General features: G+C 61.8%; 23 protein-coding genes. 22 read left to right on the top strand and 1 reads right to left on the bottom strand.

All coding sequences use genetic code 11. The features are described from left to right. Positions 1-90: 90 nt before the first annotated feature. The 8 genes from DENOEST_RS14155 to DENOEST_RS14120 all read left to right on the top strand — a co-directional run bounded on the left by DENOEST_RS14155 (position 91) and on the right by DENOEST_RS14120 (position 8,319). Complete coding sequence (locus DENOEST_RS14155; RefSeq protein ID WP_170228192.1) at positions 91-246, top strand: hypothetical protein; 156 nt, start codon at positions 91-93, stop codon at positions 244-246. A 28-nt stretch (positions 247-274) separates the two neighbouring features. After that, complete coding sequence (locus tag DENOEST_RS14150) at positions 275-814, top strand: cupredoxin domain-containing protein (protein WP_145770696.1); 540 nt, start codon at positions 275-277, stop codon at positions 812-814. A 14-nt stretch (positions 815-828) separates the two neighbouring features. Next, a complete protein-coding gene (locus tag DENOEST_RS14145; RefSeq protein WP_145770695.1) occupies positions 829-2,526 on the top strand; it encodes a cbb3-type cytochrome c oxidase subunit I in 1,698 nt (565 codons plus the stop codon). 105 nt (positions 2,527-2,631) lie between these two features. Next, complete coding sequence (gene cyoE / locus DENOEST_RS14140; protein ID WP_197970626.1) at positions 2,632-3,480, top strand: heme o synthase; 849 nt, start codon at positions 2,632-2,634, stop codon at positions 3,478-3,480. 10 nt (positions 3,481-3,490) lie between these two features. Continuing rightward, entirely contained in the window at positions 3,491-4,339 is an 849-nt protein-coding gene (locus tag DENOEST_RS14135; RefSeq protein ID WP_145770693.1) for an SCO family protein, read from the top strand. Positions 4,340-4,342: 3 nt separating this feature from the next. Continuing rightward, complete coding sequence (locus DENOEST_RS14130) at positions 4,343-5,884, top strand: cytochrome b N-terminal domain-containing protein (RefSeq protein ID WP_145770691.1); 1,542 nt, start codon at positions 4,343-4,345, stop codon at positions 5,882-5,884. Beyond that, the gene (locus DENOEST_RS14125; RefSeq protein WP_145770689.1) at positions 5,881-6,375 is read left to right on the top strand and encodes a hypothetical protein; all 495 of its coding nucleotides are present in this window, start codon (positions 5,881-5,883) and stop codon (positions 6,373-6,375) included. The genes DENOEST_RS14130 and DENOEST_RS14125 overlap by 4 nt, the downstream gene beginning before the upstream one ends. Before the next feature lie 21 nt (positions 6,376-6,396). Beyond that, positions 6,397-8,319: a 2Fe-2S iron-sulfur cluster-binding protein gene (locus DENOEST_RS14120; RefSeq protein WP_145770688.1), complete on the top strand. Its 1,923-nt coding sequence runs from the start codon at positions 6,397-6,399 to the stop codon at positions 8,317-8,319. 178 nt (positions 8,320-8,497) lie between these two features. Here the strand turns inward: DENOEST_RS14120 and DENOEST_RS14115 are convergent, their stop codons facing one another. Then, positions 8,498-9,811, bottom strand: a complete 1,314-nt coding sequence (locus DENOEST_RS14115; protein ID WP_145770686.1) for a cbb3-type cytochrome c oxidase subunit I — start codon at positions 9,809-9,811, stop codon at positions 8,498-8,500. Between the two features lie 135 nt (positions 9,812-9,946). On the opposite strand from DENOEST_RS14115, the gene DENOEST_RS14110 reads away from it, so the two are divergent. The 14 genes from DENOEST_RS14110 to DENOEST_RS14045 all read left to right on the top strand — a co-directional run bounded on the left by DENOEST_RS14110 (position 9,947) and on the right by DENOEST_RS14045 (position 25,852). Beyond that, entirely contained in the window at positions 9,947-10,522 is a 576-nt protein-coding gene (locus tag DENOEST_RS14110) for an SCO family protein (RefSeq protein ID WP_145770685.1), read from the top strand. 9 nt (positions 10,523-10,531) lie between these two features. Continuing rightward, positions 10,532-10,963: a DUF1318 domain-containing protein gene (locus tag DENOEST_RS14105; protein WP_145770684.1), complete on the top strand. Its 432-nt coding sequence runs from the start codon at positions 10,532-10,534 to the stop codon at positions 10,961-10,963. Positions 10,964-11,035: 72 nt separating this feature from the next. Further along, entirely contained in the window at positions 11,036-13,684 is a 2,649-nt protein-coding gene (locus DENOEST_RS14100) for an EAL domain-containing protein (RefSeq protein WP_145770682.1), read from the top strand. Further along, positions 13,677-15,485: an ATP-binding protein gene (locus tag DENOEST_RS14095; RefSeq protein WP_145770681.1), complete on the top strand. Its 1,809-nt coding sequence runs from the start codon at positions 13,677-13,679 to the stop codon at positions 15,483-15,485. Before DENOEST_RS14100 ends, DENOEST_RS14095 begins: the two co-directional genes overlap by 8 nt. A 36-nt stretch (positions 15,486-15,521) precedes the next feature. Further along, positions 15,522-16,496, top strand: coding sequence for a response regulator (locus DENOEST_RS14090; RefSeq protein WP_145770679.1), 975 nt, complete (start codon positions 15,522-15,524; stop codon positions 16,494-16,496). Positions 16,497-16,746: 250 nt separating this feature from the next. Further along, positions 16,747-17,931: a CaiB/BaiF CoA transferase family protein gene (locus tag DENOEST_RS14085; RefSeq protein WP_145770677.1), complete on the top strand. Its 1,185-nt coding sequence runs from the start codon at positions 16,747-16,749 to the stop codon at positions 17,929-17,931. Between the two features lie 19 nt (positions 17,932-17,950). Further along, positions 17,951-19,162, top strand: coding sequence for a CaiB/BaiF CoA transferase family protein (locus tag DENOEST_RS14080; RefSeq protein ID WP_145770674.1), 1,212 nt, complete (start codon positions 17,951-17,953; stop codon positions 19,160-19,162). A gap of 106 nt (positions 19,163-19,268) precedes the next feature. Next, complete coding sequence (locus tag DENOEST_RS14075; protein WP_145770672.1) at positions 19,269-20,174, top strand: enoyl-CoA hydratase-related protein; 906 nt, start codon at positions 19,269-19,271, stop codon at positions 20,172-20,174. 14 nt (positions 20,175-20,188) lie between these two features. Then, positions 20,189-21,352 carry a thiolase C-terminal domain-containing protein gene (locus DENOEST_RS14070; RefSeq protein ID WP_145770670.1) on the top strand — a complete coding sequence of 388 codons (1,164 nt, stop codon included), beginning with the start codon at positions 20,189-20,191 and terminating at the stop codon, positions 21,350-21,352. An 11-nt stretch (positions 21,353-21,363) separates the two neighbouring features. Further along, positions 21,364-21,777, top strand: coding sequence for a Zn-ribbon domain-containing OB-fold protein (locus DENOEST_RS14065; protein ID WP_145770669.1), 414 nt, complete (start codon positions 21,364-21,366; stop codon positions 21,775-21,777). A gap of 43 nt (positions 21,778-21,820) precedes the next feature. Beyond that, entirely contained in the window at positions 21,821-22,600 is a 780-nt protein-coding gene (locus DENOEST_RS14060; RefSeq protein ID WP_145770668.1) for an enoyl-CoA hydratase/isomerase family protein, read from the top strand. 91 nt (positions 22,601-22,691) lie between these two features. Further along, positions 22,692-23,372, top strand: a complete 681-nt coding sequence (npdG, locus tag DENOEST_RS14055) for an NADPH-dependent F420 reductase (protein WP_145770666.1) — start codon at positions 22,692-22,694, stop codon at positions 23,370-23,372. Between the two features lie 121 nt (positions 23,373-23,493). Continuing rightward, positions 23,494-24,426 (top strand): amidohydrolase family protein, encoded by a 933-nt coding sequence (locus DENOEST_RS14050; protein ID WP_170228191.1) that lies wholly within the window; start codon positions 23,494-23,496, stop codon positions 24,424-24,426. A gap of 193 nt (positions 24,427-24,619) precedes the next feature. Then, positions 24,620-25,852 carry a CaiB/BaiF CoA transferase family protein gene (locus DENOEST_RS14045; RefSeq protein WP_145770664.1) on the top strand — a complete coding sequence of 411 codons (1,233 nt, stop codon included), beginning with the start codon at positions 24,620-24,622 and terminating at the stop codon, positions 25,850-25,852. The last annotated feature ends 34 nt before the right edge of the window (positions 25,853-25,886 follow it).

The following is a 25,886-nucleotide window of genomic DNA, read 5'->3' as shown; positions in this document are numbered from 1 at the left end:
GCGATGACCGCGATCAGGTCGGGTATGACAGGAGTTTGTCCCGCCTCGCAGCATGATGCGCACTTCCACCTTCAAATGACGGAGGTCAAAATGGCTGAAACCGACAACAACGAAGAACCCATCCCGGTGATGCAACATGTGCTCGACAACCCGTTCCTGCTGCTGTTTCTGGGCATCACGGTACCCACGGTGTTCTACATTCTGTGGGGCGTGATGGAGATTGCAACCATACCCGTTGCCAAATGACCGGCGCAATTATTAGGGAGTTCGCACAATGAGCGCAATTCTGCCCCCCGCGCAACGGATCTGGTGGAAGCAACCCATCGACAAGATCGAATGGACCTGGATTCTGATCGCGCTGACGTGGTCGTTATTCATGTTCGGGATGATGGTGTACTGGCATATCAACGGCAAGCAGAACCTTTCCAACGAGGTCTACAAGACGACGCGGGAGATGTATGCCGCGAAGGCTGAAAAAATGGTCCAGGAGCACCAGGTGCGCACCGAGACCGAGCGCAACACGCCGGTGGTCAAGGTGCCCGAGGGCGGCGACGCCTATCTGGTGGCACGCCTCTGGGAGTGGTGGCCGATCCTGGAACTGGAGAAGGGCAAGACCTATCGCCTGCACCTTTCCGCCATGGATTACCAGCACGGCTTTTCCCTGCAACCGGTGAACATCAACATCCAGGTCCTGCCGGGTTACGAGCATGTGGTGAATATCACGCCGAACAAGGAAGGCATTTACTCCATCGTCTGTAACGAATACTGCGGCATCGGTCACCATACGATGCTCGGCCGTATTTACGTGAAATAGGGAGCGAGACAGATATGGCTACCACTTACCGGATCTGCCCCCGTAGCGGGTTGCAGTTCGACACTCAGGCCGAGAGGCTGATGCGCTGGAATGCCGTGGCCGGCGTACTGGCGCTGCTGGTCGGCGGCATCACCGCCTTGCTGGTGATCCTCACGCGCTGGCCGGCGGTCAAGTTGCTGCCGGCGGATCAGTTCTACATGATTCTCACCGCCCATGGCGTGGACATGCTGATCATCTGGATCATCTTTTTCGAGATGGCGGTGCTTTACTTCGCCTCGTCCACATTACTGCGCAGTCGATTGGCCACGCCGGCATTGGGCTGGGTCCAGTTTTGGCTGATGGTGGTGGGCGCGATCATGGCCAACGTCGCCATCTTCGGCGGCGAGTCCAGCGTGATGATGACCTCCTACGCGCCGATGCAGGCCAAGCCCCATTTCTATCTGGGACTGATCCTCTTCGCGGTGGGCGCATTGATCGGCTGCTTCATCTTCCTTGGCACCCTGGTCGTGGCCAAGGCCGAAAAGACCTACGAGGGCTCCATTCCCCTGGTCACCTTCGGCGCCCTGACGGCCTGCATCATCGCCGTGTTCACCATCGCCTCCGGCGCCATCATCCTGATTCCGACCTTCCTTTGGTCCGTGGGCTACATCAAGGAAATCGATCCCCAGATGTACCGGGTGCTCTGGTGGGGCATGGGTCACAGTTCCCAGCAGATCAACGTCTCTGCCCATGTGGCGATCTGGTACCTGATCGCTGCTGTGGTGTTCGGCGCCAAGCCCCTGTCGGAGAAGGTGAGCCGTTTCGCCTACTTCCTCTATATCCTGTTCCTGCAACTGGCCAGTGCCCACCACCTGCTGTCCGATCCGGGTCTAAGCAGCGAATGGAAGGTACTCAACACCTCCTACTTCATGTATTTCGCGGTAATGGCCTCCATGATTCACGGCTTCACCGTACCGGGCGCCATCGAGGCGGCCCAGCGCAAGAAGGGCTACACCAAGGGCATGTTCGAATGGCTGCGCAAGGCGCCCTGGGGCAATCCGATCTTTTCCGGCATGTTCCTCTCGCTGGTGATTTTCGGCTTCATCGGCGGCATCTCCGGTGTTGTGCTGGGCACCGAGCAGCTCAACATGCTGATGCACAATACCTTCTATGTGCCGGGCCACTTCCATGCCACCGTAGCGGGAGGAACCACCCTGGCCTTCATGGCCCTGACCTACCTGCTGGTGCCCGTGCTGTTCAAGCGGGAAATCATCATGCCGGGCATGGCCAAGATTCAGCCTTACCTGTTCGGCATCGGCATGGCAGTCACCTCTCTGGTCATGATGGGAGCCGGTACCCTGGGGGTGTCCCGTCGTCATTGGGACATGGCATTCTCCGGGGCGCCCTTCCAATACGAGTGGCCGGGTTCCGCCTACCTGATGATGGGCCTGACTGGCGTCTTCGGTGTTATCACCGTGATTGGCGGCGCCCTGTGGATCCTGATCGTGGTGGGCTCCCTGCTGTTCGGCAAGAAGCTGGATGAAGGCATCATCAGCGAGAAGCGTACGCCCTTCCCGCCGGACAGCCCGGCCGCCGCAGTGTCCTCCACCGGCAGTGCCGAGCATGTGGTGGTGCCAGGAACCATGGCCCTTGCAGGGCTATTGTTGACGGCCTTCGTGCTTTACTACTTTGTGAACTGGAAGTACTTGTCCGAGGTCTGGCAACTCGGTTAATAATGGAGCCCTTGCGGCCCGAATGTCGGGCCGCAAGGTTTTCAAAGTGAGCTGATGTCAGATATGCACACCACTACACCCCAGCCTGTGACTGCATACCAAACGATGCGCGGTGTTCTTGGCGTCTTCAAGCCGCGCATAGGATTGGTGATCGCGATAACTGCTCTTGCCGGCATGGCCGTCAGTTCCGGACCATCTCTGAGCGGTGGGCAGATCGCGGTGCTGTTCTTCTCCGTGCTGTTCTCTTCCGCCAGTGCCGGCGCCTTCAACCAATATTACGAATACGACATCGACCCCCTGATGCGGCGCACGAGAAATCGTGTCTTTGCCGCCGGACACATGCAACGTGGCCCCGGCTGGCTGCTGGCCATCGGCGGGCTGCTGGCCCTGTCGGTGATTGCGGCCGGGTGGGTATTGAATGCCTGGACCGCCCTGTATGTTTTTCTGGGCGCCTTTTTTTACGCTGTGGTCTATACAGTCTGGCTCAAGCGCCGGACCTGGCTCAATATTGTGATTGGAGGCCTGGCAGGCAGTTGGGCCGTGCTGGCCGGCGCAGCGGCGGTGAATCCGCAACTGGGTGCCGTTCCTCTGGCCCTGGCCTTTATCCTTTTCCTGTGGACGCCGCCCCATTTCTGGAGCCTGGCCATCGCCTGCAAGGAAGATTACGCTGCGGCCAACATTCCCATGCTGCCGGTAGTTGTGGGGGAGCGGCGGGCGGCGCGGATGGTCTTCGAAGCCGCTCTGATGCTGGTGGCCGCGTCCTTCCTGCCGGCCCTGCTGGGCCTGGGAGTACTCTACCTGGCGGCCGCCGTCGCGGGCGGCGGCTGGTTTGTCCATAAGGCCTGGAAACTGTCGCAAAACCCTGGCCGTGCCAGCGCCATGTCCTGTTTCTTCGCATCCCTGATTCAATTGTCGCTGCTGCTGGCTGCCACAATGATCGAAGCCTGGCTTTAGCCGGATTGTCATGAGTCCTTGGGCCGCATTCCTTGGCCTGGCGCTGTCCCTTGTATTTGCTCCGCAGGGAGTTTCCGCCGGTCCGCCCCAGTTGGTTGCCCAAACGGTTGCTCCGGGGTCGGAAGCAAGCCTGACCACCCTGGACCGGGATGCGGCCCTGACCGGATCCCAGGCTGCTGTGGGGCGGGCGCTGCCGCCAATGCTGCTGCGGGATCGCTATGGCAAGCCGGTGGAGTTGTCCCGGCTGCGGGGCAAGCCCCTATTGGTGAATTTCATCTACACCGGTTGTTTCCAGGTTTGCCCCACCATCACCCGCAATCTGCAAAAGGCGGTGGAGGGTACGGTCAATGCGCTTGGGGCCGAGCGTTTCACCATTGTCAGTATTGGTTTCAACCAGCCTTTTGATTCTCCTCAGGCCATGAATTCCTATGCCCTGCAACAGGGGGTACGTCTGCCCAACTGGTTGTTTCTGAGTCCGGAAGTGGGGGATGTGGATGCGCTGACCGCCGCCTTCGGTTTCAGCTTTGTACAGAATGCCGCTGGATTCGACCACCTGAATCAGCTCACCCTGGTCGATGGCGATGGCATTATCGTCCGTCAGATCTACGGGGAGAGCTTCAGCGCCGACATGCTGGTGGAGCCCTTGAAGGCGCTGGTGGTGGGCAGTGCCTTGCCGCGACAAAATGCCGTGACCGAATTGCTGGATCGGGTACGTATTCTCTGCTCGGTCTATGACCCCAAGAGTGGTCGCTATCGTATTGACTACACCCTGTTCATGGAGATCGGCGGTTTCCTGACCTTCCTGGCCGGACTGGGCTACGTGGTTTGGCGTGAACGCCGCCGCAAGGTGGCGACCTGACCCATGGGGGGCACCCATCTCCCCCGGCACGTCTGGCAGCGGCTGGAATGTTTGTTCGATACCGTCTTCCCCCTGGCGGACAACCCCCTGCGGCAATTGGGCGCCCTGGCCCTGTTCCTGTTCTGGATCGTCGCCGGTACGGGCATCTATCTCTACATCGTGCTGGACACCGGCATCGACGGCGTTCATCGCTCCATCGACAGCCTGAGCCGACAGCAGTGGTATTGGGGCGGCTTGATCCGCAGCCTGCACCGCTATGGCGCCGATGCCTTTGTCGTGATCATGATGCTGCATCTGCTGCGGGAGTTGATGCTGGGCCGTTTCCACGGGCACCGCCTCTACACATGGTTGATGGGGATTCCCCTGCTCTGGCTGGCCTATGCCTCTGGCCTGGTGGGAGGCTGGCTGGTATGGGATCAGCGGGGTCAGTATTCCGCCGTGGCCACGGCGGAACTGCTCGATGTGCTGCCCATCTTCGCCGACCCCATGGCGCGCAATTTCGTCTCGCCCGAGATGATGAATGACCGATTCTTTTCTCTGCTGGTGTTCATGCATATCGGACTGCCTCTGTTGCTCGTGCTGGCTATCTGGGCCCACGTGCACCGCATTAGTAGCGTGGTGCATCTGCCCCGTCGTCGTCTTGCCCTGGGCTTGGGCGCTGCCCTGGCCCTGCTCTCCCTGCTATTCCCCGTGTTGAGCGGTCAAACGGCCGACCTGACCCGGGAACCCGTACAGATTGGCCTGGACTGGTTCTTCCTGCTACTGCATCCGGCCACCGAATACAGTTCGCCGAGTATCGTCTGGAGCGTACTGCTGGGCCTGACCCTGCTGTTCGGCCTGCTGCCCGGCCTGCCCTTCCGCCGTCCTGCCGTGGTTTTTGTCACCCCGACCCAATGCAGTGGCTGCGGCCTTTGCTACGAGGATTGTCCTTACGGTGCGATCCGCATGGAACCCCTGCCGGAGCGCCGACGGGAAATGATTGCACGGGTGGATGCTGACCTTTGCGCCAGTTGCGGCATCTGCGTGGGTTCCTGTCCCTCATCCAACCCCTTCCGCCGAGCCACCGAACTGGTGAGCGGAATCGAGCTTCCCCAGTTATCCGTGGCCGAGCTGCGCGCCCGGGTGGATCAGGCCCTGTCTCAATCGGGTAGCGCCCCGGGCCTGATCCTCTTCGCTTGCGAGCGCAGCGTCGACCCCACGGCCCTGGAGGGGAAGGACACCTTCGTCCTGCGTCTGCCCTGTATCGGCATGCTGCCGCCGGCCCTGGTCGAATATGCCCTGCGTGGCGCCGCCGGGGTCCTGCTCTATGGTTGCCGCTCCTGTGAATTCCGTCTGGGCAAGCGCTGGACCGAACAGCGCCTGGCCGGAGAGCGGGAACCCCATCACCGTTTGGCCGGTGACAGGGAACGCCTGTGCGTCATCTGGCTGGAGGCCACCCAACAGCAAGAACTTGCAACCGCAATGGCGGATTTCCGTCAGCGACTGGCGGCCCCAGCCGGACCCCGATCATCCTCCCGAGTTTCCAGGAATGAGGTTATGTCATGAAACCCATAGCAATCCTCGGACAAACCGTCCTGTATGGCGCGTTTGCAGCCTTTATCGGCTATTTCGCCACTTCTCCCCGCTATCAGCACCTGCCGCCGGATCACGCGGTAATCAAGCTCTCCATCAGTCACCTGGGTGGGCGCGAATGCCGACAGCGTACGCCCGAGGAGTTGGCCAAGCTGCCGCGCAATATGAGGGCGCCCCTGGATTGTCCTCGGGAGCGTTCGCCCATCGCCCTGGAGCTGAATATGGATGGCAAGCCCCTGTTTCATGGCCAGATGCAACCTACCGGTATTGCCAGGGACGGTATTGCAACGATCTATCGACGCTTCGAAGTACCCGCAGGGGACCATGTCCTGTTGGTGCGCATGAACGACAACCTGCGCCAGAGTGGCTTTCCTTACGCACGGGAGCAGCAGGTTCATCTCAAGCCGGCGCAAATACTGGTCATTGACTTCAATCCCGACAAGGGCGGCCTGTTCTTCCAATAGGCCCACACCAGGACATCTGACATGATCAAGCCCCTACAACGACTGCTGCGCTGGTTTTTCATGGGTGCCGAAAACACCTTCAACCTGGCCTTCGGTGAGAAGCTCAATCCCTTCTATCATCTGGGCACCATCACCTTCTGGCAATTCTGGCTGCTGGTGGCGAGCGGTCTCTATCTCTACATCTTCGCCGATACCGGGGTCCATGATGCCTACGATTCCATCGAGGCCATCACCCACGTTCAATGGTGGGCTGGCGGCATCCTGCGCAGCATCCATCGCTATGCCACCGACGGCATGATCCTTACCATGGCGCTGCACCTGACGCGCCACTTCGCCTACGATCGCTACCGAGGCTTCCGCTGGTTCTCCTGGGTGTCGGGGGTGGTGCTGATCTGGCTGGTCTATGTCTCGGGCATCAATGGATTCATGCTGGTCTGGGACAAGCTGGCCCAGTTCATCGTCGTTGCCGTGGCGGAGTGGTTCGACGCGCTGCCCATTTTCAACGGCACCCTGATCCGTAACTTCATCTACGAGGGGGCGGTGAACAGCCGGTTATTCACCCTGATCGCCTTTGTCCATATCGGGGCGCCCCTGATCGTCGGCTTCATCATGTGGATTCACGTCCAGCGGGTGCCCCGTGCCCACATCAACCCGCCCCGTCCAGTGGCCATCGCCATCACCCTGATGTTCCTGGTCCTGGCCCTGGTCAAGCCCATTCTCAGCCAGGGCGGGGAGGCGGACCTGGGCGTGGTGCCCCACGACCTGGAGTTCGACTGGTTCCAGCTACCGGCCCTGGCATTGATCTACCGATGGGGGCCGCTGCCGGTGTGGATGCTGCTGCTCTTCCTGAGCGCACTGATGTTCCTGGTGCCCTGGCTGCCGCCCAAGCGGAGGGGCAACCGGCAGGCGGAAATGACCCTGACTTTCCATCCGGACAACCGCAGCGTCCAGGCCCGCTTCGGCGAGACTTTGCTGGACGCTGGCCTGCGCCAGGACATGAACCTGCCCTTCGACTGCCGCAATGGCGGTTGCGGCGTCTGCAAGTGCACCGTGCTCAACGGCGAGGTGGATCCGGGGCTCTACCAGCCCAGCGCCCTGAGCCCCGAGGAACGGACCCAGGGCAAGGTGCTGATGTGTTGCGCTACCGCCCTCACCGATGCGGAAATCGAATATGCCGCCGGCGACATGCGTGGGGTGCCGGTGCGCAGCTTCAATGTGCGGGTGGTCCAGATGCAGTTGCTGGGCCACGATGTGATGCAGCTCAAGCTGGCCCTGCCCTCGGGGGAAGCGCTTGCCTTCAAGGCCGGCCAGTACATCAATATCCTGCTGGAAAATGGCGAGCGCCGCTCCTTCTCCTTCGCCAATCCACCCCATGATGCCGCATCGATCGAGCTGCATATCCGTCTGGTGCCGGATGGGCGCTTCACCCCCCGGGTCTTCCATGGCATGAAGATGGGCGATGAACTGCACGTCGAAGGTCCGCTGGGCGATTTCGTGTTGCGGGAATCCGGGCGTCCCATCGTTCTGGTGGCCGGCGCCACCGGTTTCGCGCCGGTCAAGAGCATGATCGAGGATGCCTTTCATCGTGGCATCCGACGGCCCCTATATCTCTATTGGGGCGTGCGCCAGCGACGTGATCTCTATATGGCGGCCCTGCCCGAGCAATGGATGCGGGAGCACGACAACTTCCATTTCGTTCCCGTGCTGTCGGAGCCCGGTACAGATGATTGGACAGGGCGACGGGGCCTGGTCCATGAGGCCATCCTCCAGGATTTCCCCAGCCTCCAGGGCCATGAAATCTATGCCTGCGGTTCGGTGAAAATGGTCGAGGCGGTGTTTCCCCACTTCAAGGCCCAGGGGGCGGAGGATGGCATGTGCTTCTCCGATGCCTTCACCTTTGCCGCCAGTTCCATGGCCCTGCAACCACCGGAAGAGCCCAGGTGACGCGCATGGTCGCCAGCACCATCCTCGAGCATGCAAATGCGTCAAAGCAAATTGAACGCCCCCCACCCCCATACCCCGCCCCGGGGCGGGGCTACCCATCGGCTCGCTGCGCTCGATAGCCACACTCGGCTCCGGCGCATAAAGTAAGGAATCCATCCGCTCCCGTCAGGGGCAGAGTTCAGTCGGCGCCGGTCCTGCGGGTCATCGCCTTCAGGCAGACCACCACGAAGAGCAGGCCGCCGATGATGGCGATGAATCCCCCCAGACCCATCATGCCCATGCCGACCTTCTGGGGCAGGGAAGTCAGCACCTGTTCCGCGCCGGCAACCTTGCGCTGTACGCCGTAGCCGCCGGACCAGGCCAGGCCCAGGATGTGCAGCAGTTGCCCACCTCCATAGACATAGGGTTGCCAGCGGGCCAGCCGGCCTTTCACCGCGCCGTAGCCCAGTTGCGGCAGCAGCACGTAGACCATGCCCATGAAGGCCAGGGTCACGCCGACGATGGAGCCGTGATAGTGGGCCGGGATCACCACGTTGACGCCCTGGATCAGGTGTCCCAGCACTCCGCCCACGGTGAATAGGACGAAGGATGCCAGCAGGGCCGACTTCGCCGGACTGGGCAGTTTCCAGCCGCGCCACAGGGCCGGCAGGATCAGCACCATCAGGGGCAGCATGGCCATGTGGCCGTAGATCATCAGTCTGGCGAATCCCCCCATCTGTTCCGGGCTGCCGGCCGTGGTGGTGAGCAGCAGGTAAGGCACCACCAGCAGGGGCAGGGCCGCCAGCAGAAAGAATCCCCCCTGGGCCAGGGAGGCTCCGGGAGGCAGGAGTTCCAGTTGCCGTGCCATCCAGAACCAGGCCACCAGCATCAGCAGGGTATGCTGGAACTGTAGGGTGTGGCCACCGGCCCAGAACAGCATCTCAAAATAGGCATGATCCTCGGTCAGGGGCAGGGCCACCCAGGAGACGGCGAAGCCCAGCCAGGCCAGGCCACCCGCCAGAGCGCCCAACCAGAGCCCAAGATGCAGGGGCGAAGCGTGGATCTGGCTGGTGAACAGCGCCCGCAACAACACCAGGCCGAAGCCTGCGGCGCAGAGAAGCAGGCTGGCATAGAACACCGGATGGCGCAGCACCGGGATGTAGTTGTTGAGCAGGGGCTGGGCCTCGGGGAAAAACGGTGCCGTCGTCATTACCGCTGTCCCCAGGGCCGCCAGCAGGAAGCCGGCTCGGTTCAGCAGCATCAGCCGTTCCCCTCCAATCGTGCTCCAGAGCAGGGCGGCGAAGGCCATGAACCAGATCGCCACCGACAGATCCACATGGACGATCAGGGCGGAACGGAAGAAGTCCCGCAGGGGAAAGAAGTCCTGGAACCCTGGGGTGCGGGAAAACACCAGCAGCACCGCCAGCAGGCCGGAACCGATCAGGGCGGCCAGACCCAGCCAGAGCCAGGCGCGGCTCATGGGGCGGGCGGCGCCGTCAGAAATGGAAACCATGGAATCACCCGTAGATGTCGAGGGCGCCAGTATAGGGGCAGTGGTGGCTACCGCCTTGATCCAGGGCATCCGTCATGTTTTTGGTCTCCTTCATCGGGTTATACTGGCCCGACCTTCTGCCTTGTGCCGAATCGGATGCGTCTCTACCTGATCCTCCTGTTATCTGCCCTGACCCTGCTGGCCGGCTGTGGTCAGCCGGCCCGATTCCATGCCACCGAAATCCCCGATGTGGATTGGGGCAAGACCTTCAGTCTTCAGGATCCCCGCGGTCGGACGCGGCGCCTGGAGGATTTCCGGGGCAAGGTGGTGGTGCTGTTTTTCGGCTACACCCATTGCCCTGATGTCTGTCCCACCACTCTCACTACCCTGCGTGATGTCATGGGACTGCTAGGGGATGAGGCCCAGAGGGTCCAGGTATTGTTCGTCACCGTGGATCCGGAACGGGACAGTGCCGAGTTGCTGGCCAATTATGTTCCCCAGTTTCATCCTGATTTTCTCGGCCTGCGCGGCGACGAGGCGGCGACGGCGGCAATGGCCCAGGAATTCAAGGTGTTCTACGCCAAACAGCCCGCCGGTAGCAGCTACAGTGTGGACCATTCCACGGCCAGCTATGCTTTCGACCCCCAGGGGCGTTTACGCCTGGTGATGCGCTACGGTGAAAGTGCTCGCAACGTGGCCGACGACCTCAAGCTGCTACTGTCCGGCAAATAGGAGAATTTCATGAGGCATGCATTGACCGCTCTGCTGTTCCTGGCGACCCTGGCCTCGGCCCGGGCCGAGACCGTCGACGGCATCAACTACGACATGGGCACGCCACCCATCGTCGTCACCCATCATGCCATGGCCCAGCGCTTCTCGCGCTTGATCCGTTTTTACCAGCCGGGCATCATGGGTGTGAACAACCAAGGCATGGTCGCGATCAGGCCAGGTATCGGCGACAAGTTGACCCTGGCCCAGCGCCAGATCGCCGAAAAACTGATCGACGCGGAAAACCATGACCGGGATTCCATGGCCCAGGCTGTCGCCGATGCCAACGGCAGGCGCGATGCCATGTCCCGCATCCGCGCGCAACTGACCCGGCGTTGGCAAGGGGAGATGCGCGCCGGTTGGTGGATACAGAATGACCAGGGGGAATGGGTCAAAAAGCCCTGATTGGGCAAGCCCGGAAACCGGGGCGCTGAATCTGATTCAGCCATGGATCAACCATCGGGAAGGAAACGCTTCATGGGCGACAGTGATGGTATGAACCAATCAGCCGTGGCCTCGCTGGCGGGTACGACCTTGCTGGTGGTGGACGATGTACCCGAGAACCTCATGGTGCTGGGCAGCCTGCTACGGAATGCGGGGTATACCGTCCGGGTGGCCCGCTCGGGGGCCGCTGCACTGCGCTATGCGGCTCTTGCTCCCCTTCCCGACTTGATCCTGCTGGACCTGATGATGCCGGGCATGGATGGCTACGAGGTCTTTCAGCAGCTTCGTGCCAACGAGGCCACGGCCGCCATCCCGGTGATCTTTCTCACTGCCCTCAATCAGGCCCAGGATGTGGTTCGCGGTTTGCACATGGGGGCGGCCGACTACATCGTCAAGCCGATCGAGCCGGAGGTGGTGCTGGCGCGGGTGCGCACCCAGTTGGAAGCCAGGCAGGCCCGGGACTGGTTGCGGGACCAGAATGCCTTCCTGGAGGCCGAGGTGGTCCGGCGCATGGCGGAAAATCGCCGGATTCAGGATGAAAGCGAGCGGACCCAGGCCCTGCTGAATCACCAGCGGGAGCTGATCCTGGCCTCGGCGGCGGAGGGCATCTTCGGCGTCGATGGCGGGGGCATCATCAATTTCGCCAATCCGGCCGCGGCAACCCTGCTGGGGTATGGGCGGGAGGACTTACGTGGCCGGCAGGTGCAGGAAGTCCTCTTCCCGCCGGGACAGGAAGGCGGAAGGCAGGCAGGAGAGGACTTTTCCATCCGGACCGCCTATCAGGAAGGCGTCGTTGTGGAAGGCAAGGAGACCCTGTTGTGGCGCCAGGATGGCAGTCCTCTGGCCGTGGAATACTCCTGCACGCCGATCCTGGAGGAAGGCAGTCTGCGGGGAGCCGTGATCACCTTGCAGGACATCAGCGAACGCAAGCGTTACCTGGAGCAACTGGAGCACAAGTCCAACTATGACGACCTGACCCAGTTGCCCAACCGCAATCTGCTCAACGACCGTCTGACCCACGCCTGTCAGCGCAGCCAGGGGGATGGCGTGGCGGTGCTGGTCCTCAATCTTGACCGCTTCAAGGGCATCAATGACAGCCTGGGCCATGGGGCGGGCAATCAGGTATTGCGCGAGGCCGCGCTGCGCCTGCGGGGTGCCGCCGAGAATCAGCATACCCTGGCCCGTATCGAGGGAGACGAGTTCGTTCTGGTGGCCGAGGTTACGGAGTCGGCGGCGGTGCCTCTGGCCCAGCAGATGCTGCAATCCCTGTCCAAGCCGTTTCTCATCGACGAACGGGAGTTTTTCCTGACCGGCAGCATCGGCATCGCTCTGTTCCCCCGGGACGGGGAGAGCGTCGAGGTTCTGCTCAAGAACGCGATGGCGGCCATGTACAAGGCCAAGGGTGCGGGGGGCGATCGCTTTCATTTCTACGCCGCGGAAATGAATGCCCGTTCGCTGGAACGGCTGGAACTGGAGAACGGCCTGCGCCGGGCCATTGATAACGACGAACTGGTAGTGCACTATCAGCCCCTGTTGAGCCTGCGCACCGGCGAGATCATCGGCGCCGAGGCCCTGGTGCGCTGGCAGCATCCGGAGCGGGGTTTGGTGATGCCCGGTGAATTCATTCCCCTGGCCGAGGAATGCGGACTGATCGTGCCCCTCGGTGAGTGGGTGCTGCGCAATGCCTGCCGGCAGAACAAGGCCTGGCAGGCAGGAGGTCTGCCGACGGTGAAAGTCGCTGTCAATCTTTCGGCCCGGCAGTTCGCCGCCCAGGACATAGTGCTTCTGGCAGGTTCCATCCTGGAGGAGACCGGCCTGCCGCCGGCCTGTCTGGAACTGGAACTCACCGAAAGCGCGGTGATGGCCGACGCCGAAGCCTTCGTCCATGCCACGGAGAGGCTCAAGGGCCTGTCCATCGCTCTGACGATAGACGACTTCGGCACCGGCTTTTCGTCCCTCAACTACCTCAAGCGTTTTTCCGTGGATCGATTGAAGATCGACCAGTCCTTCGTCCGCGACATCATCCATGATGCCAACAGCGCCGCCATCGCCTTGGCAATCATCTCTCTGGCTCACAGCCTCAAGATGCTGGCCATTGCCGAGGGCGTGGAAACCGAGGCCCAGCTCAACTTCCTGCGGGCGCGGGACTGCGATGAAATGCAGGGCTTTTATTTCAGCAAGGCCCTGCCTGCAGCGGAGTTCGAAGCCATGCTGCGCCAGCGCAGGAAGTTGGAATTTTCATCCACGTCGCGGCTGCCGCAACGCACTTTGCTGCTGGTGGATGACGAACCGGGCGTGTTGTCTGCCCTGAAGCGGCTGTTCCGGCGCGAAGGTTACCACCTGCTTACCGCCGGAGGCGGCATGGAGGCACTCAATCTCCTGGCCAGCCATGAGGCAGGCGTGGTGATTTCCGATGCAAGGATGCCGGAAATGAGCGGCGCCGAGTTCCTGGGCAGGGCTCGGGAGCTTTACCCCAATATGGTGCGCATCATGCTCTCGGGTTATACCGATCTGGCGGCAGTCACCAGCGCCGTCAATCGGGGGGAGCTGTTCAGTTTCCTGACCAAACCCTGGGACGAAACCGAGTTGCTGGATACGGTACGCGAGGCCTTTCGTCATCAAGAGTCCCGTCGCCAGTCCCATCCTGGAGAACAAACTGGGGAAGGGGGAGGGCATGTTTGATCCTGAGCAGCGGAGCGAAACGGCAGACCGACGCGCCGCGGCGGACATCCGCCAGATCATGGCGGCACGAGTGACGGCCATGCTGGCCATCAACGAGCAGGGCAATCGCCTGCCGGAACGGGAGTTCCTCACCTTCGGTCTGGAAGCCGCCGAGCGGCTGACCCACAGCACCATGGGTTTCCTGCACTTCGTCAATGAGGACCAGGAAACGCTGGAGCTCGTGACCTGGACCGCCGGTGCCCTGGCCCATTACGATACCGTCTGCGAATCTCATTATCCCCTCGGGCAGGCCGGCATCTGGGCGGCCTGCTTCCATAGCCGCCGCCCCCTGGTCTGCAACGATTATGCCTCGGCCAAGGATCACAATGGTATCCCGGCGGGTCATGTGGAAATGAAGCGGCTGATTGCGATACCAGTGATCGAGAGCGACAAGGTGCGCATGATTCTCGGCGTCGGCAACAAGGACAGCAACTACGGCGATTTCGATGTCGATACCCTGCAACTGATCGGCAACAGCTTGTGGCATATCGCCCATAGTGCCCGCATCGAGCGCGCCCTGGCCACCAGCCTGGAAAAGGTACAGACCATCCTCAATACCGTCAGCGAGGCGATTTTTCTTCACGACGAGAACGGTGCCATCGTGGAGGTCAATGCCTCCGCCATGGGAATGTACGGTTATGGTCGAGAGGTCTTCCTCAATCTTCGTTTCGACGATCTGATCGAGAATATTTCTCCCCATTCCACAGCGGAGGTCCAGGCCATGCTCGCCGCCGTTCGCTCCGGTATCCCCCAGAATTTCGAATGGCAGGCCCGCCGCTTCGGGGGGGAGCTGTTCTGGGTCGATGGCAGTGTCCGTCTGGTCACCATCGGCGGGCAGACTTTTCTGTTGACAGTGGTCAGGGACATTACCGAGCGCAGGCGACTACAGGTGATCGCCGATGCCCACGTGCGCGATCTGGTCGCCCTCAACAAGAAACTGGAGGATGCCCACATCCAGGTGTTGCAATCGGAAAAAATGGCTTCCATCGGCCAATTGGCTGCCGGCGTGGCCCATGAGATCAACAACCCGGTGGGCTATGTGATCTCCAACATCAGCTCCCTGGAAAAATATCTGCATGATTTTGTCACCATGCTGGATGTCTACGAAAAGGCGGAGCCGGCCATGGAGGCGACGACGCGGGACGCGGTGCGGCGCCTGCGGGAGGAACTGGACATCGGCTACCTCAAACGGGATGTCGTCTCCCTGCTGGCCGAGTCCCGGGAGGGAGTCGGCCGGGTACGCAAGATCGTCCAGGACCTGAAGGACTTTTCCCGGGTGGGTGCCGAGGACGAATGGCAATGGACGGATATCCATGAGGGCTTGGACAGTACCCTCAACATTGTCTGGAACGAACTCAAGTACAAGACTACGGTGGAAAAGGCCTATGGCGACCTGCCCCAGATATATTGCCTGCCGTCCCAGCTCAATCAGGTGTTCATGAACCTGCTGGTGAATGCCGCTCATGCCATCGAGAACAAGGGCATCGTTATCCTGCGCACGGGGCGGGAGGGCAGGATGGTCTGGGTCGAGGTGGAGGACAACGGGAGCGGCATCTCGCCGGAAAACCTGACGCGGATTTTCGATCCCTTTTTCACCACCAAGCCCGTGGGCAAGGGGACCGGCCTGGGCTTGTCGGTCTCCTACAGCATCGTTCAGAAACACCAGGGGCGCATCGAGGTCAGGAGCGAGCCTGGCAAGGGCACGGTATTTCGGGTCTGGTTGCCCATCGAGCCCGTCCAAGGTCAAGCGACGCAAGTGTGAAGGCCGTCCCAGGACGGGAGGCCAAGGAGATTAGCCATGCAGGAAAAACAGCTCCGCCGGATACTGGTGGTCGATGATGAACCCAATATCGTCAATGCCGTACGCCGGGAACTGAGTTCCCCCCCCTTTGTGCGCTACCGCTACGAGGTGGAGGGTTTCACCGATCCCACCCTGGCCCTGGCCCGCGCCGGGGAGCAGACTTTCGACGTGGTGATCAGCGACTACCGCATGCCAGCCATGGATGGTCTGGCCTTTCTCAAGGCCTTGGCGCAAGTTCAGCCCGATTGCGCCCGCATCGTGTTGAGTGGCCAGACCGACATGGATGGTCTGGTTCGCATGATCAATGAAACCCATATCTACCGCTTCGTTCCCAAGCCCTGGCACGACTATTATCTGAAAGGTTCGGTGGCACAGGCCCTGGATTACTTCGCCACCCTGATCGAGCACAAGCGCCTGGCCGAACTGGTGCGCGGCAATCAGATCCAGTCGCCACTGGAGCCTGAGCGGGTGGTGGAGCAATTGCTGATTGTGGACGACGATCCGCAGGTACTGAGTAGCTTGTCCCGTGTGCTGACCCATCATTCCAAGCGGGATGACCTATTTGCTGCGATTCGTACGGAAATCGGCCAGGCCTCGGGCACTCAGCTCCAGGAGGACCAGATCAATGTCCAGGTGACGACCTCGCCGCGTCAAGCCCTCAGAATGGCGGAAACCACCGATTTCTCATGCATCGTCGCCGATTACCGGATGCCTGAAATGGACGGAATCGAATTGCTGGAACGATTTTCCGACCTGCGTCCCGACTGTACCCGCATCCTTGTCAGCGGGCAGATCGGGGAGGCCGACCTGGTCAAGGCCATCGGTTCCGCCAGAATTTTTGCCTATATCGCCAAGCCCTGGACCGACTTCGAGCTGAAGGCGCAAATCGCTCTCGCTCTTTCCCGTCGGCACATGCTCAAGGAGAATCGCCTTCTCGCCGACATGGTGAAAATGAGTCGCCAGCTCGGCTAGTCTTCCCCGGAGAAGGGGAACCCCTCGGTATTTCGTCCCAAAAAGAGCCTCTCCTGGCCGGAATTGATTCGCTGTGGGACGAGGCGTTGATTGTGATGGCGGGGGAGTGGCGTTATTCTTCCCTGCTGTTTCGAAGGGCAAAACCCAGGCAAGTCTGACTTGTCGATGGAGTTTCGGAGTCCGCCAAGGACAGAAACCGGAAGCCCGGACAATGCAAAAGACCGAATGCTCTTATCCCTGAGGAGACACGATGAGCCGAGCGCTTGAAGACGTCATCGTACTGGACCTGGGCCGGCAGTTCTGCACGGCCCTGTCGGCCGCCTTCCTGGCGGACTTTGGTGCCCGGGTGATCCGCCTGGACCTGCTGCCCCGGGTGGCGGAAGACCGGCCAGCGGGCTGGAACCATGAAGCCGACCTGATTCACCGCAACAAGGAAAGCCTGGCCCTGGAGCCCAGGAGCGAACGGGGGCAAGCCCTGCTCAAGGAGCTCATTGCCAAGGCGGATGTCATCGTCACCGACTGGCAGCGGGATGAACTGGCAGCCCTGGGGCTGGATTACGACAGTGCCGTGGTGCTTAACCCCGGGCTGATCTACGGTCGGCTCTCCGGTTTTGGCCCGGTGGGCCCGGACGCTGATCTGCCAGCCATCGATGAGTTGGCGGCGGCGCGTACCGGGATGATGCCCATTCTGCAGCAGCCGGGGCAGCCTCCCGTGTATACCGGGGCCGGCGCCATGCACGCCACCGTGATGCTGGCCTTTGGTATCGTCACGGCACTGACCCACCGCCTGGATAGCGGCGAAGGCCAGACCGTGGATGTGTCCCTGTTCGGCGCCAATATGTATGGCGCGGCCTTGGACCTCCAGGCCTTCCTGGCCATCGGCAAGGGGGATCGGCTGCTGAACCCCATTTCGCGCCTGGATGTTTCCAATCCCATGTCCGGATCCCTCTACCCGAGTTCCGATGGTCGCTGGGTCACCCTGACCATGCCCGATACCGACCGCTGGTGGCCGGTGTTTTCGGCCATGGTGGGCATTGCCACCGATGATCCCCGTTTCGACAGCCACGACAAGCGCACCGAGATCAACCGCCTGGCTCTGATTCAGGCGCTGGAAGCGGCTTTCCAGAAGCAGCCGGGGAGCTACTGGCGCGCTGCCTTCATGGAAAATCAGATGTCGGCGGACGTGATCGAACAGTTCGACTACCCGGCCAACGATCCCCAGGTGCTGGCCAATCGTTACATCATGGAACTGGATCATCCCAGCCATGGCAAGGTGAAGAGCCTGGGCTTCCCCATCTTCATGAGCGCAAGCCCTGCCCGACTGGAGCGCCTGGCGCCCTGCGTTGGCCAGCACAGCGCCCAGGTCTTGAGCGAAGTGCTGGGTTACAGCGAAGACGCCATCTACCAGCTGACGTCCTCGGGCGTCGTGGCCTGAGCAGGGAGGAAAACGCAACATGGCAAAGAAAGCATTGGACGGCATCCGTGTCATTGATCTGACCGTCTGGTTTCAGGGGCCGGTGTCGGCCCAGTACCTGGCGGACTTCGGCGCCGACGTGATCAAGGTGGAGCGGCCCCAGGGGGGCGACCAGGGGCGCGGCGTGCGCAGCATCAAGTCCCTGGAAGTGGGGGACTGGAACCAGTACTTCCTGGTGATCAACCGCAACAAGAAGAGTATCGCCATCGACTTGAAGAAGCCCGAGGGCCAGGAGATTCTTTACCGCATGGTGGAGAAGTCCGATGTCTTCCTGTCCAATCTGGCGCCGGAGATGCTGAACGGCTGGGGCCTCTCCTACGAGAAACTGTCGTCCATCAATCCAAAGCTGATCTACGCGACGAACACCGGCTACGGCCGTTTCGGCGGCGTGTCCAAGCCCTCCTTCGACATGACAGTGCAGGCCCTGACAGGCGCCATGGCACGGCTGGGCGAGCCGGGCCAGCCACCGATCTACTTGGGCATGGGTTCCGGCGACGCCTACGGTGGCATCATGTCTGCCCTGGGCATCATGCTGGCGCTGTACCAGAGGAAACGCACCGGTCAGGGGCAGTTCCTCGACGCTTCCCTGTACGGGGCTCAGCTCTACCTGGCGGCGCCTTATCTGCAGTCCTTCCTGGCGGGCAACAAGGATGCGGCGCTCCAGCATTCCCGCAAGCAGGTGGAGAACCCCCTGTGGAATCTCTACCCCACCTCGGGCAAGTGGGTCTATCTGTGCGAGAAGAACGAGGACGTTCGTTTTGCGGCCCTGTGCAGGGCTCTGAAGGCCGACGACATGGCCAGGGATGGCCGCTTCGCCACGGCGGAGAGCCGGCGCCAGCACAACGAGGCGCTGATCGAGGTGATCGAGGCCCATACCCTGAAATTCGACCATGCCGGCCTGGTGGCGGCCCTGAAGGCCGAAGACCTGGTGGCGAGCCCCATCAACAACCTGGCGGACGTGATCAAGGACGAACAGGCCTGGCAGAACCAGTATTTCCTGAAGACCTACTGTGAGGAAGTGCAGCGGGAAGTGGAGGTGCGGGGCCTGCCGGTGACCCTGTCGAAGACGCCGGGCGAAGTGAATAGCCTGGGTCCCCAGTTGGGTCAGGACACCGAGATCCTGATGATGGAACTGCTGGGCTACGAGTGGGAAGAAATCGAGGCCCTGAAGGCCAAGGGCGCAATTCCGTAACCGCCGCGTAGCGGCGCACGCCCCTCGCCCGCTTGCGGGAGAGGGGCTGGGGGAGGGGGAATGCAGCCTCCCGCATCTGATTCAAGAAAACCGATAAAGGAAAACCATGAGCTGGAGTGACTGGAGTGGAGTGACGGGCGAGGGCCTGGATAACTTCAAGGAGATCATTTACGAAAAGAAGCACCATCAGGTGCTGGGCGGCGGCGTGGCGCGGATCAGCCTGAACAAGCCGGAAAAGATGAACACCCTGACCCTGTCCACGGTGGACGAGATGTTCCGGGCCTTCTACGACGCCAACCATGATCCCTCCATCGGCGTGATCGTGGTGGCGGCCAAGGGCAAGCACTTCGGCGCCGGTGGCGATGTGGATTGGGAGCGCTGGGGCCTGCGGGAAGCCTTCTACAACCGCTATCCCCACAACCGCCTGATGCGCATGTCGCGGAAGCCCATCATCGCCCAGGTCCAGGGCTACTGCATCGCCGGCCACAATCACATGGCCTATTGTTGTGACTTCACCATTGCCGCCGACAACGCCATCTTCGGCCAGGCCGGCCCCCGGGTATCGTCTCCCGCGGACGGCTTCTTCGTGCCCTACCTGACCAAGGTGGTGGGGGCCAAGAAGGCCCGCGAAATGTGGATGCTGTGCCGCAAGTACAAGGCTCCCGAAGCCCTGGCCATGGGCCTGATCAACACCGTGGTGCCCCTGGAACAGCTGGAGGCCGAGGTGGATCAGTGGTGTCAGGAACTGCTCTCTGTCAGCCCAGGCTGCCTGGAGGTGCTGAAGGCAGCCTTCGACCAGGAAATGGACGGTTACAAGGAATCCTGCGTCACCTCCGCTGCCCTGTATCCGGACTGGTTCGACATGCCCGAGGGCAAGGAAGGCGGCGCTGCCTTCGTCGAGAAGCGCAAGGCCGAATTCTGGTCCATCCGCCAGCGGGAAGCCGAGATGCGCCAGCAACTGCTGGAGGAGTACGAAGCCCACCAGGCCGAGCGCAAGAACGACAAGAGCTGAAAACGGGAGCTTCCATGCTGAAGGACAAAGCCTGTATCGTCGGCATCGGGGACACCCCGGTCTGCCGCAAGCCCGGTTCCGGGCTCTCCGAAATGGGTATCCAGCTCAAGGCAGCCGTGGCTGCCCTGGAGGATGCCGGCCTCAAGGCCAACCAGATCGACGGCATCATGCCTTTCCCCAACGTGGGCAAGGCCGAAGCTTTCGCCGCCAGCCTGGGTTGTACCAACCTGCGTTTTGCCGCCACCCTGCATATGGGCGGCGCCGCCTCTGTGGGCTCCATCCGGGCCGCCGCCATGGCCGTGGTCACGGGCGCCGCGGATTATGTGATGGTACCGGCCGGCTGGAACGGTTTTTCCGGTGCCCGGGTGCGGGAGACCTCGGCCAACGATCCGGACTCCATTCCCGGTGCCCGCATCGCCCGGGACTTCTACATGCCCTTCGGTCTCACGGCGCCGCCCCAGTGGTACGCCCTGATGGCCCGGCGCCACATGCATGAGTACGGCACCACCTATGAACAGCTGGGTGCCGTGGCCATTGCCATGAGGAAGCACGCCCAGTTGAACCCCACGGCCTTGATGCATGGCAAGCCCCTGACCATGGAAGACTACCTGGCCTCGCAGATGATCGCCGATCCCTACCGGCTCTTCGACTGCTGCGTGGAGACCGATGGCGCCGCAGCCTTCATCGTCACCAGCGTGGAGCGGGCTCTGGACATGAAGCAGAAGCCCATCTACATCATGGGCGCGGCGGCGGGTCAGCCCTATCCGGCCGACGAGATCACCAACCGGCCCGAATTCCACCGCACCGGCCTCACCAACGCCGCGCCCGAGGCCTTCCGCATGGCGGGCATCACCCCGGCCGATGCGGACTTCGCCGAAATCTATGACTGCTTCACTTTCGAGGTGATTCAGCAACTGGAAGAAGCCGGCTTCTGCCAGCGGGGCGAAGGCGGTGCCTTCGTCGAGAACGGTGGCATCGAACTGGGCGGCCGCCTGCCGGTGAACACCCACGGCGGTCTCTTGTCCCATGCCCACACCCTGGGCATCGGCCACGTGGTGGAAGCCGTGCGCCAGTTGCGGGGCGACGCCGGCCAGCGCCAGGTGAAGGATGCCGAGATCGGCGTCGTCACCGGCTGGGGCGATTTCGGTGATGGCAGCATCGCCATCCTGCGACGCTAAGGAGAAGCAAAATGACTGAGATAGCCTACGACAAGCCCCTGCCGGCCCTGGAAGGGCTGAGCAAGGAGTTCTACGACTGGTGCCGCCAGGGGGAGTTGCGCTTCCAGCGCTGCAAGTGCTGCGGCACCTTCCGTCACGTGCCGCGTGAGATCTGCGCCCAGTGCAGCTCCTTTGATTGGGAATGGGTACGTTCCAGCGGCAAGGGCACGATCTTCACCTGGACCGTGGTGGCCCGCGCCCTGCATCCGGCCTTTGGCAATGCCGCGCCCTATGCGCCGGTGGTGGTGGAAATGGAGGAAGGCGTTCGAGTATTGACCCAGATGCTGGATTGCCCGCCGGAGGAACTGAAAATCGGCATGCCGGTCCAGGTGGAATTCAGGGCCGTGACCGATGCCGTGACTCTGCCTTACTTCCGGCGCGCCTGAAATCCGAGTTTCACGAATCCTGATCCCATAAAGGAACACAAAAATGGCATTGACCCTGCCCCCCACCTTCACCTACGAAAAGCGCGGCCGCATCGCCCTGATGACCATCAACCGCCCCGAGGCCATGAACTCCTTCACCAGGGAGATGCTGGTCGGCATGGATGCGGCCTTCGACGATTTCAATGCAGACCCGGATCTGTGGGTGGCGGTGATCACCGGCGCCGGCCAGAAGGCCTTCTGCGCCGGCATGGACCTCAAGGATGCCCTGCCCGCCATCGCCGGCGGTGATTCCATGGGCTACGAGGACCCGGCCAAGCGGCCCTTCCAGCAGATCTACAAACCCATCATCGCCGCAGTGAACGGCGTGTGCATCGCCGGGGGCCTGGAGTTCCTGCAAGGCATGGACATCCGCATCGCCTCCGAGAATGCCATCTTCGGCCTGGGCGAGGTACGCTGGGGCGTGGTGCCGGCGGGCGGCACCCATATCCGGCTGCCCCAGCAGATTCCCTGGGCAGTGGCCATGGAGCTGTTGCTGACGGCGAACAACATCGACGCCAAGCGTGCCTACGACATCGGTTTGATCAACAAGATCGTGCCGGCGGACAAGTTGATGGAAGAAGCCCTGGCCTGGGCTGAGAAGATCTGCCAGAACGGTCCCCTGGCCGTGCGTACTGCCAAAGAAATCGCGGTGCGGGCCCTGAACAACGAGCCCAAGTTCGTGCTGGAAAAGACCATGTCGGCCCGGGTGTTCCAGTCCGAGGATGCCAAGGAAGGCCCCCGCGCCTTCGCCGAAAAACGCAAGCCGAACTACACCGGACGGTAAGATCACAGTTCGGCGGCGATTAGCCGTACCCCTGAGAGCGGCGGGCGATGAACCTCATGGCCCGCCGATAGACAACAGCAAGGAACACACCATGAGCGAAAAACTTCCAGTCATTGCAATCCTCGGCGGCACCGGCGACCTGGGCACGGGCCTGGCCCGGCGCTGGGCCCAGGCGGGTTACGAGGTAATCATCGGTTCCCGTACCCAGGACAAGGCGGAAGCCGCCGCCGCAGACCTCAAGAAAGTGATGGACGCGCGGGGCGTGGCGGCCGTTACAGTCCGGGCCATGGACAATCTGGCCGCTGCTCAGGCCGCCGATATCGTGGCGATGACGGTGCCCTTCAGCCATCAGACCAGCACCCTGGAGTCGGTGAGGTCCGCCCTGCAGGGCAAGATCCTGATCGACGTGACGGTGCCCCTGGTGCCGCCCAAGGTGGCGCGGGTGCAGCTGCCCCCCGAGGGCTCAGCCGGCCAGATCGCTCAGGCCCTGCTGGGCGAGAACGTGCGGGTGGTCTCCGCCTTCCAGAACGTGGCGGCCCATCATCTTCAGGAGGGCCAGGGTCTGGAGTGTGACGTGCTGGTCTGCGGCGACTCCAAGGAAGCCCGTGCCGAAGTGATCAAACTGGTGGAGGCGGGCGGTATGCGCGGCTTCCACGCCGGGGGCATCGCCAACGCCGCCGCCGTCGAGGCCATGACCTCGGTGCTGATCTTCATCAACAAGCAGTACAGTTGCCATGCCGGCATCCGGGTAACCGGGCTGGAAAGCCACTGATCCGCAATACGAGGCAGGACCCCCAACGGAAGCGGACTTGAAGCCGTGACCACAAACCAAGAAGAGAGGAGCAATGATGAGCAGGCCTGATTACTTTGTTGCGATGACCGAGTTCCACTTCATGAATCTCCAAACCATGAGCGAGATCGGTTACTACCCCGGCATGGCCCACTGGCACAGCAGCGTCAATGGTGTACTGAAGGCCTGGGCCAATGTGGATCTGGACAGTGACTGGCCCGAGCCCCTGGCCGCCCCGCTGATGAAGTACATGGACATGTACAACGTGGACGTGGCTTTCTGCCTGCGGGAACCGATGATGGACATCACCGGCGGCGTGGTCTCCATGTCCACCAACGGCTTCATGATGCAGCAGATCGAGCCCTATCCCGATCGGATGTATCTGGAAGCCAACGTGGGTCCCGTCATGCGTCGCGGTATCGAGCACGCCAACTGGGAACTGGAATACCTGGTGAAGGAGCGGGGCGCCAAGTTGTGCAAGGTTTACGCCCCCGAGGACATCGGGCCCCTCAACGACCGCCGCATGTGGCCCTTCTACGAGAAGGCCTGCGAACTGGGCGTGCCCCTGACCATGCATACCGGCGCCGCCTACGTCTGTCCCCAGCCCGGCTCCCACTGCGAAGTGCGCCAGCTGGACGACATCATGCTGGCCTTCCCCGAGCTGAAGATCATCGCCTATCACGCCGGCTGGCCCAATTCGGAGGAGCTGATCGGCCTCTGCGGCAAGCACAAGAACCTCTACATGAGCCTGTCCGGCATCATCGGCTGGTACCAGCGGGCGCCCTATCGCGGCTATCACACCATCGGTACCGCTCTGCAGTGGATGGATTCCGACAAGCTGGTGCTGGGCTTCGACCTGCCCTTCGACCACCTGGGCCGGGTGGTGGATTACATCGCCAACCTGGAAATGCCCGAGGAACTGCAGAAGAACTGGGGCTACCAGCAACTGACGGAAAAGGACAAGGCCAACATCCTGGGTCTGAACATCGCCCGTCTGACCGGCATCGAGCCCACCAAGCGGGCACCCAAGAAGTAATTCCGCATCGTGGCAGGACCAGCAAAGGGGAGCGCTTGCGCTCCCCTTTGCGCTGGTGGTGCGGGCTCTGACCTTAAATGAGTCATAAACGTCCGATTCAGAAGTGGGGCAGGACGTTCGGGCTGGCATAAACTTTTGGCTGGTTTCCGCCTTGCCGGACACATTTCTCAATCCAACCAAGAAGGTCGCCGACATGAGTAATCAACGTCCTCCGCTTTCAGGCCTGCGCATCATCGAGAGCTCCATTCTGGGGCCGGCCGCCATCACCACCGCTTTCGCCGATCTGGGGGCGGACATCATCAAGGTCGAGACCCCCGCCGGAGACTACATCCGGGAAATGACCTGGCCCATCATCGAGGGCGTGTCCCTGATGCACTATCACCTCAACCGGGGCAAGAAGAGCATCACCCTGGACCTGAAGAAGCCGGAAGCCCAGCAGATCTACAAGGATCTGGTGAAGGATGCCGACGTGGTGATCGAGGCCTCGAAGCCGGGCGCCCTGGCCAAGTATGGGCTGGGCTACGAGGAATTGAAGAAGATCAATCCGAAGCTCGTCTTCATTACGGTTTCCGGCTATGGCATGACCGGTCCCTACCGTGACATGCCCTCTCATGGCATCGCCTACGATACCTGGTCTGGCGCCGTGATACCCGCCTACGATGAACAGGGCTTCTGCTACATCCCCGAACATGTCGGCATCGGTATCAATGCCGCGCCCCTGTTCGGCGGCCTGGCCGTGCTGGCGGCAGTGATCCGTGCCCGCGAAACCGGCGAGGGCTGCTTCATGGAATTGGCCCAGTCCGATGCCGCCGCCGCCTTCGACTGGTATCGCAACGAGAGCCACATGGCCTATGCCCGTCCCGAGGATGTGGTGACCGGCAACAAGGCCGACGGTTACAAACGCCGCCCGGTGGCCACCGCCGGCATGAAGGAAGGCGTGCGCTACCAGCTCTACGAATCCGCCGACGGCCATGTGCTGTTCATGGCCTCCGAGCAGGCCTTCTGGAAGAACTTTTGCGAAGGCGTCGGCCGCATGGACCTGTTCGAGAAGTGGCCCGGTTCCAAGTACGCCGACCATGCCCGGGGCAACCGGGAGCTCCAGGCTGTGCTGCGGGACATTTTCAAGACCAAGACCACCAAGGAGTGGTTGGACTTCAGCGTCAAGATCAACACGCCGATCGCGCCGGTGAATACGCCCAAGAACATTGTGGACGATCCCCAGTTCCAGGATCGCTTCAAGATCCTGCATCATGAACAGCACGGTGCCGACATGCTGGGTTTCCCGGTGCAATTCGTCGGCGAGCAACTGCCCGAGCCTGCCAAGGCACCGACCGTGGGGCAGCACAGCGAAGAGGTGCTGCGTCAGGTGCTGGGCTACGATGACGCCAAGATCGCCGAAGTCCGCCAAAAGGGCGTCCTGGGCTGATGGCAAGAGGGGCGGTGCCTCTGGGGGGCTGACC

It is taken from the genome of Denitratisoma oestradiolicum (assembly GCF_902813185.1).
Classification (GTDB): domain Bacteria; phylum Pseudomonadota; class Gammaproteobacteria; order Burkholderiales; family Rhodocyclaceae; genus Denitratisoma; species Denitratisoma oestradiolicum.
Note: the sequence above shows the minus strand (reverse complement) of the source record. Positions and strands in the feature narration are given on the sequence as shown.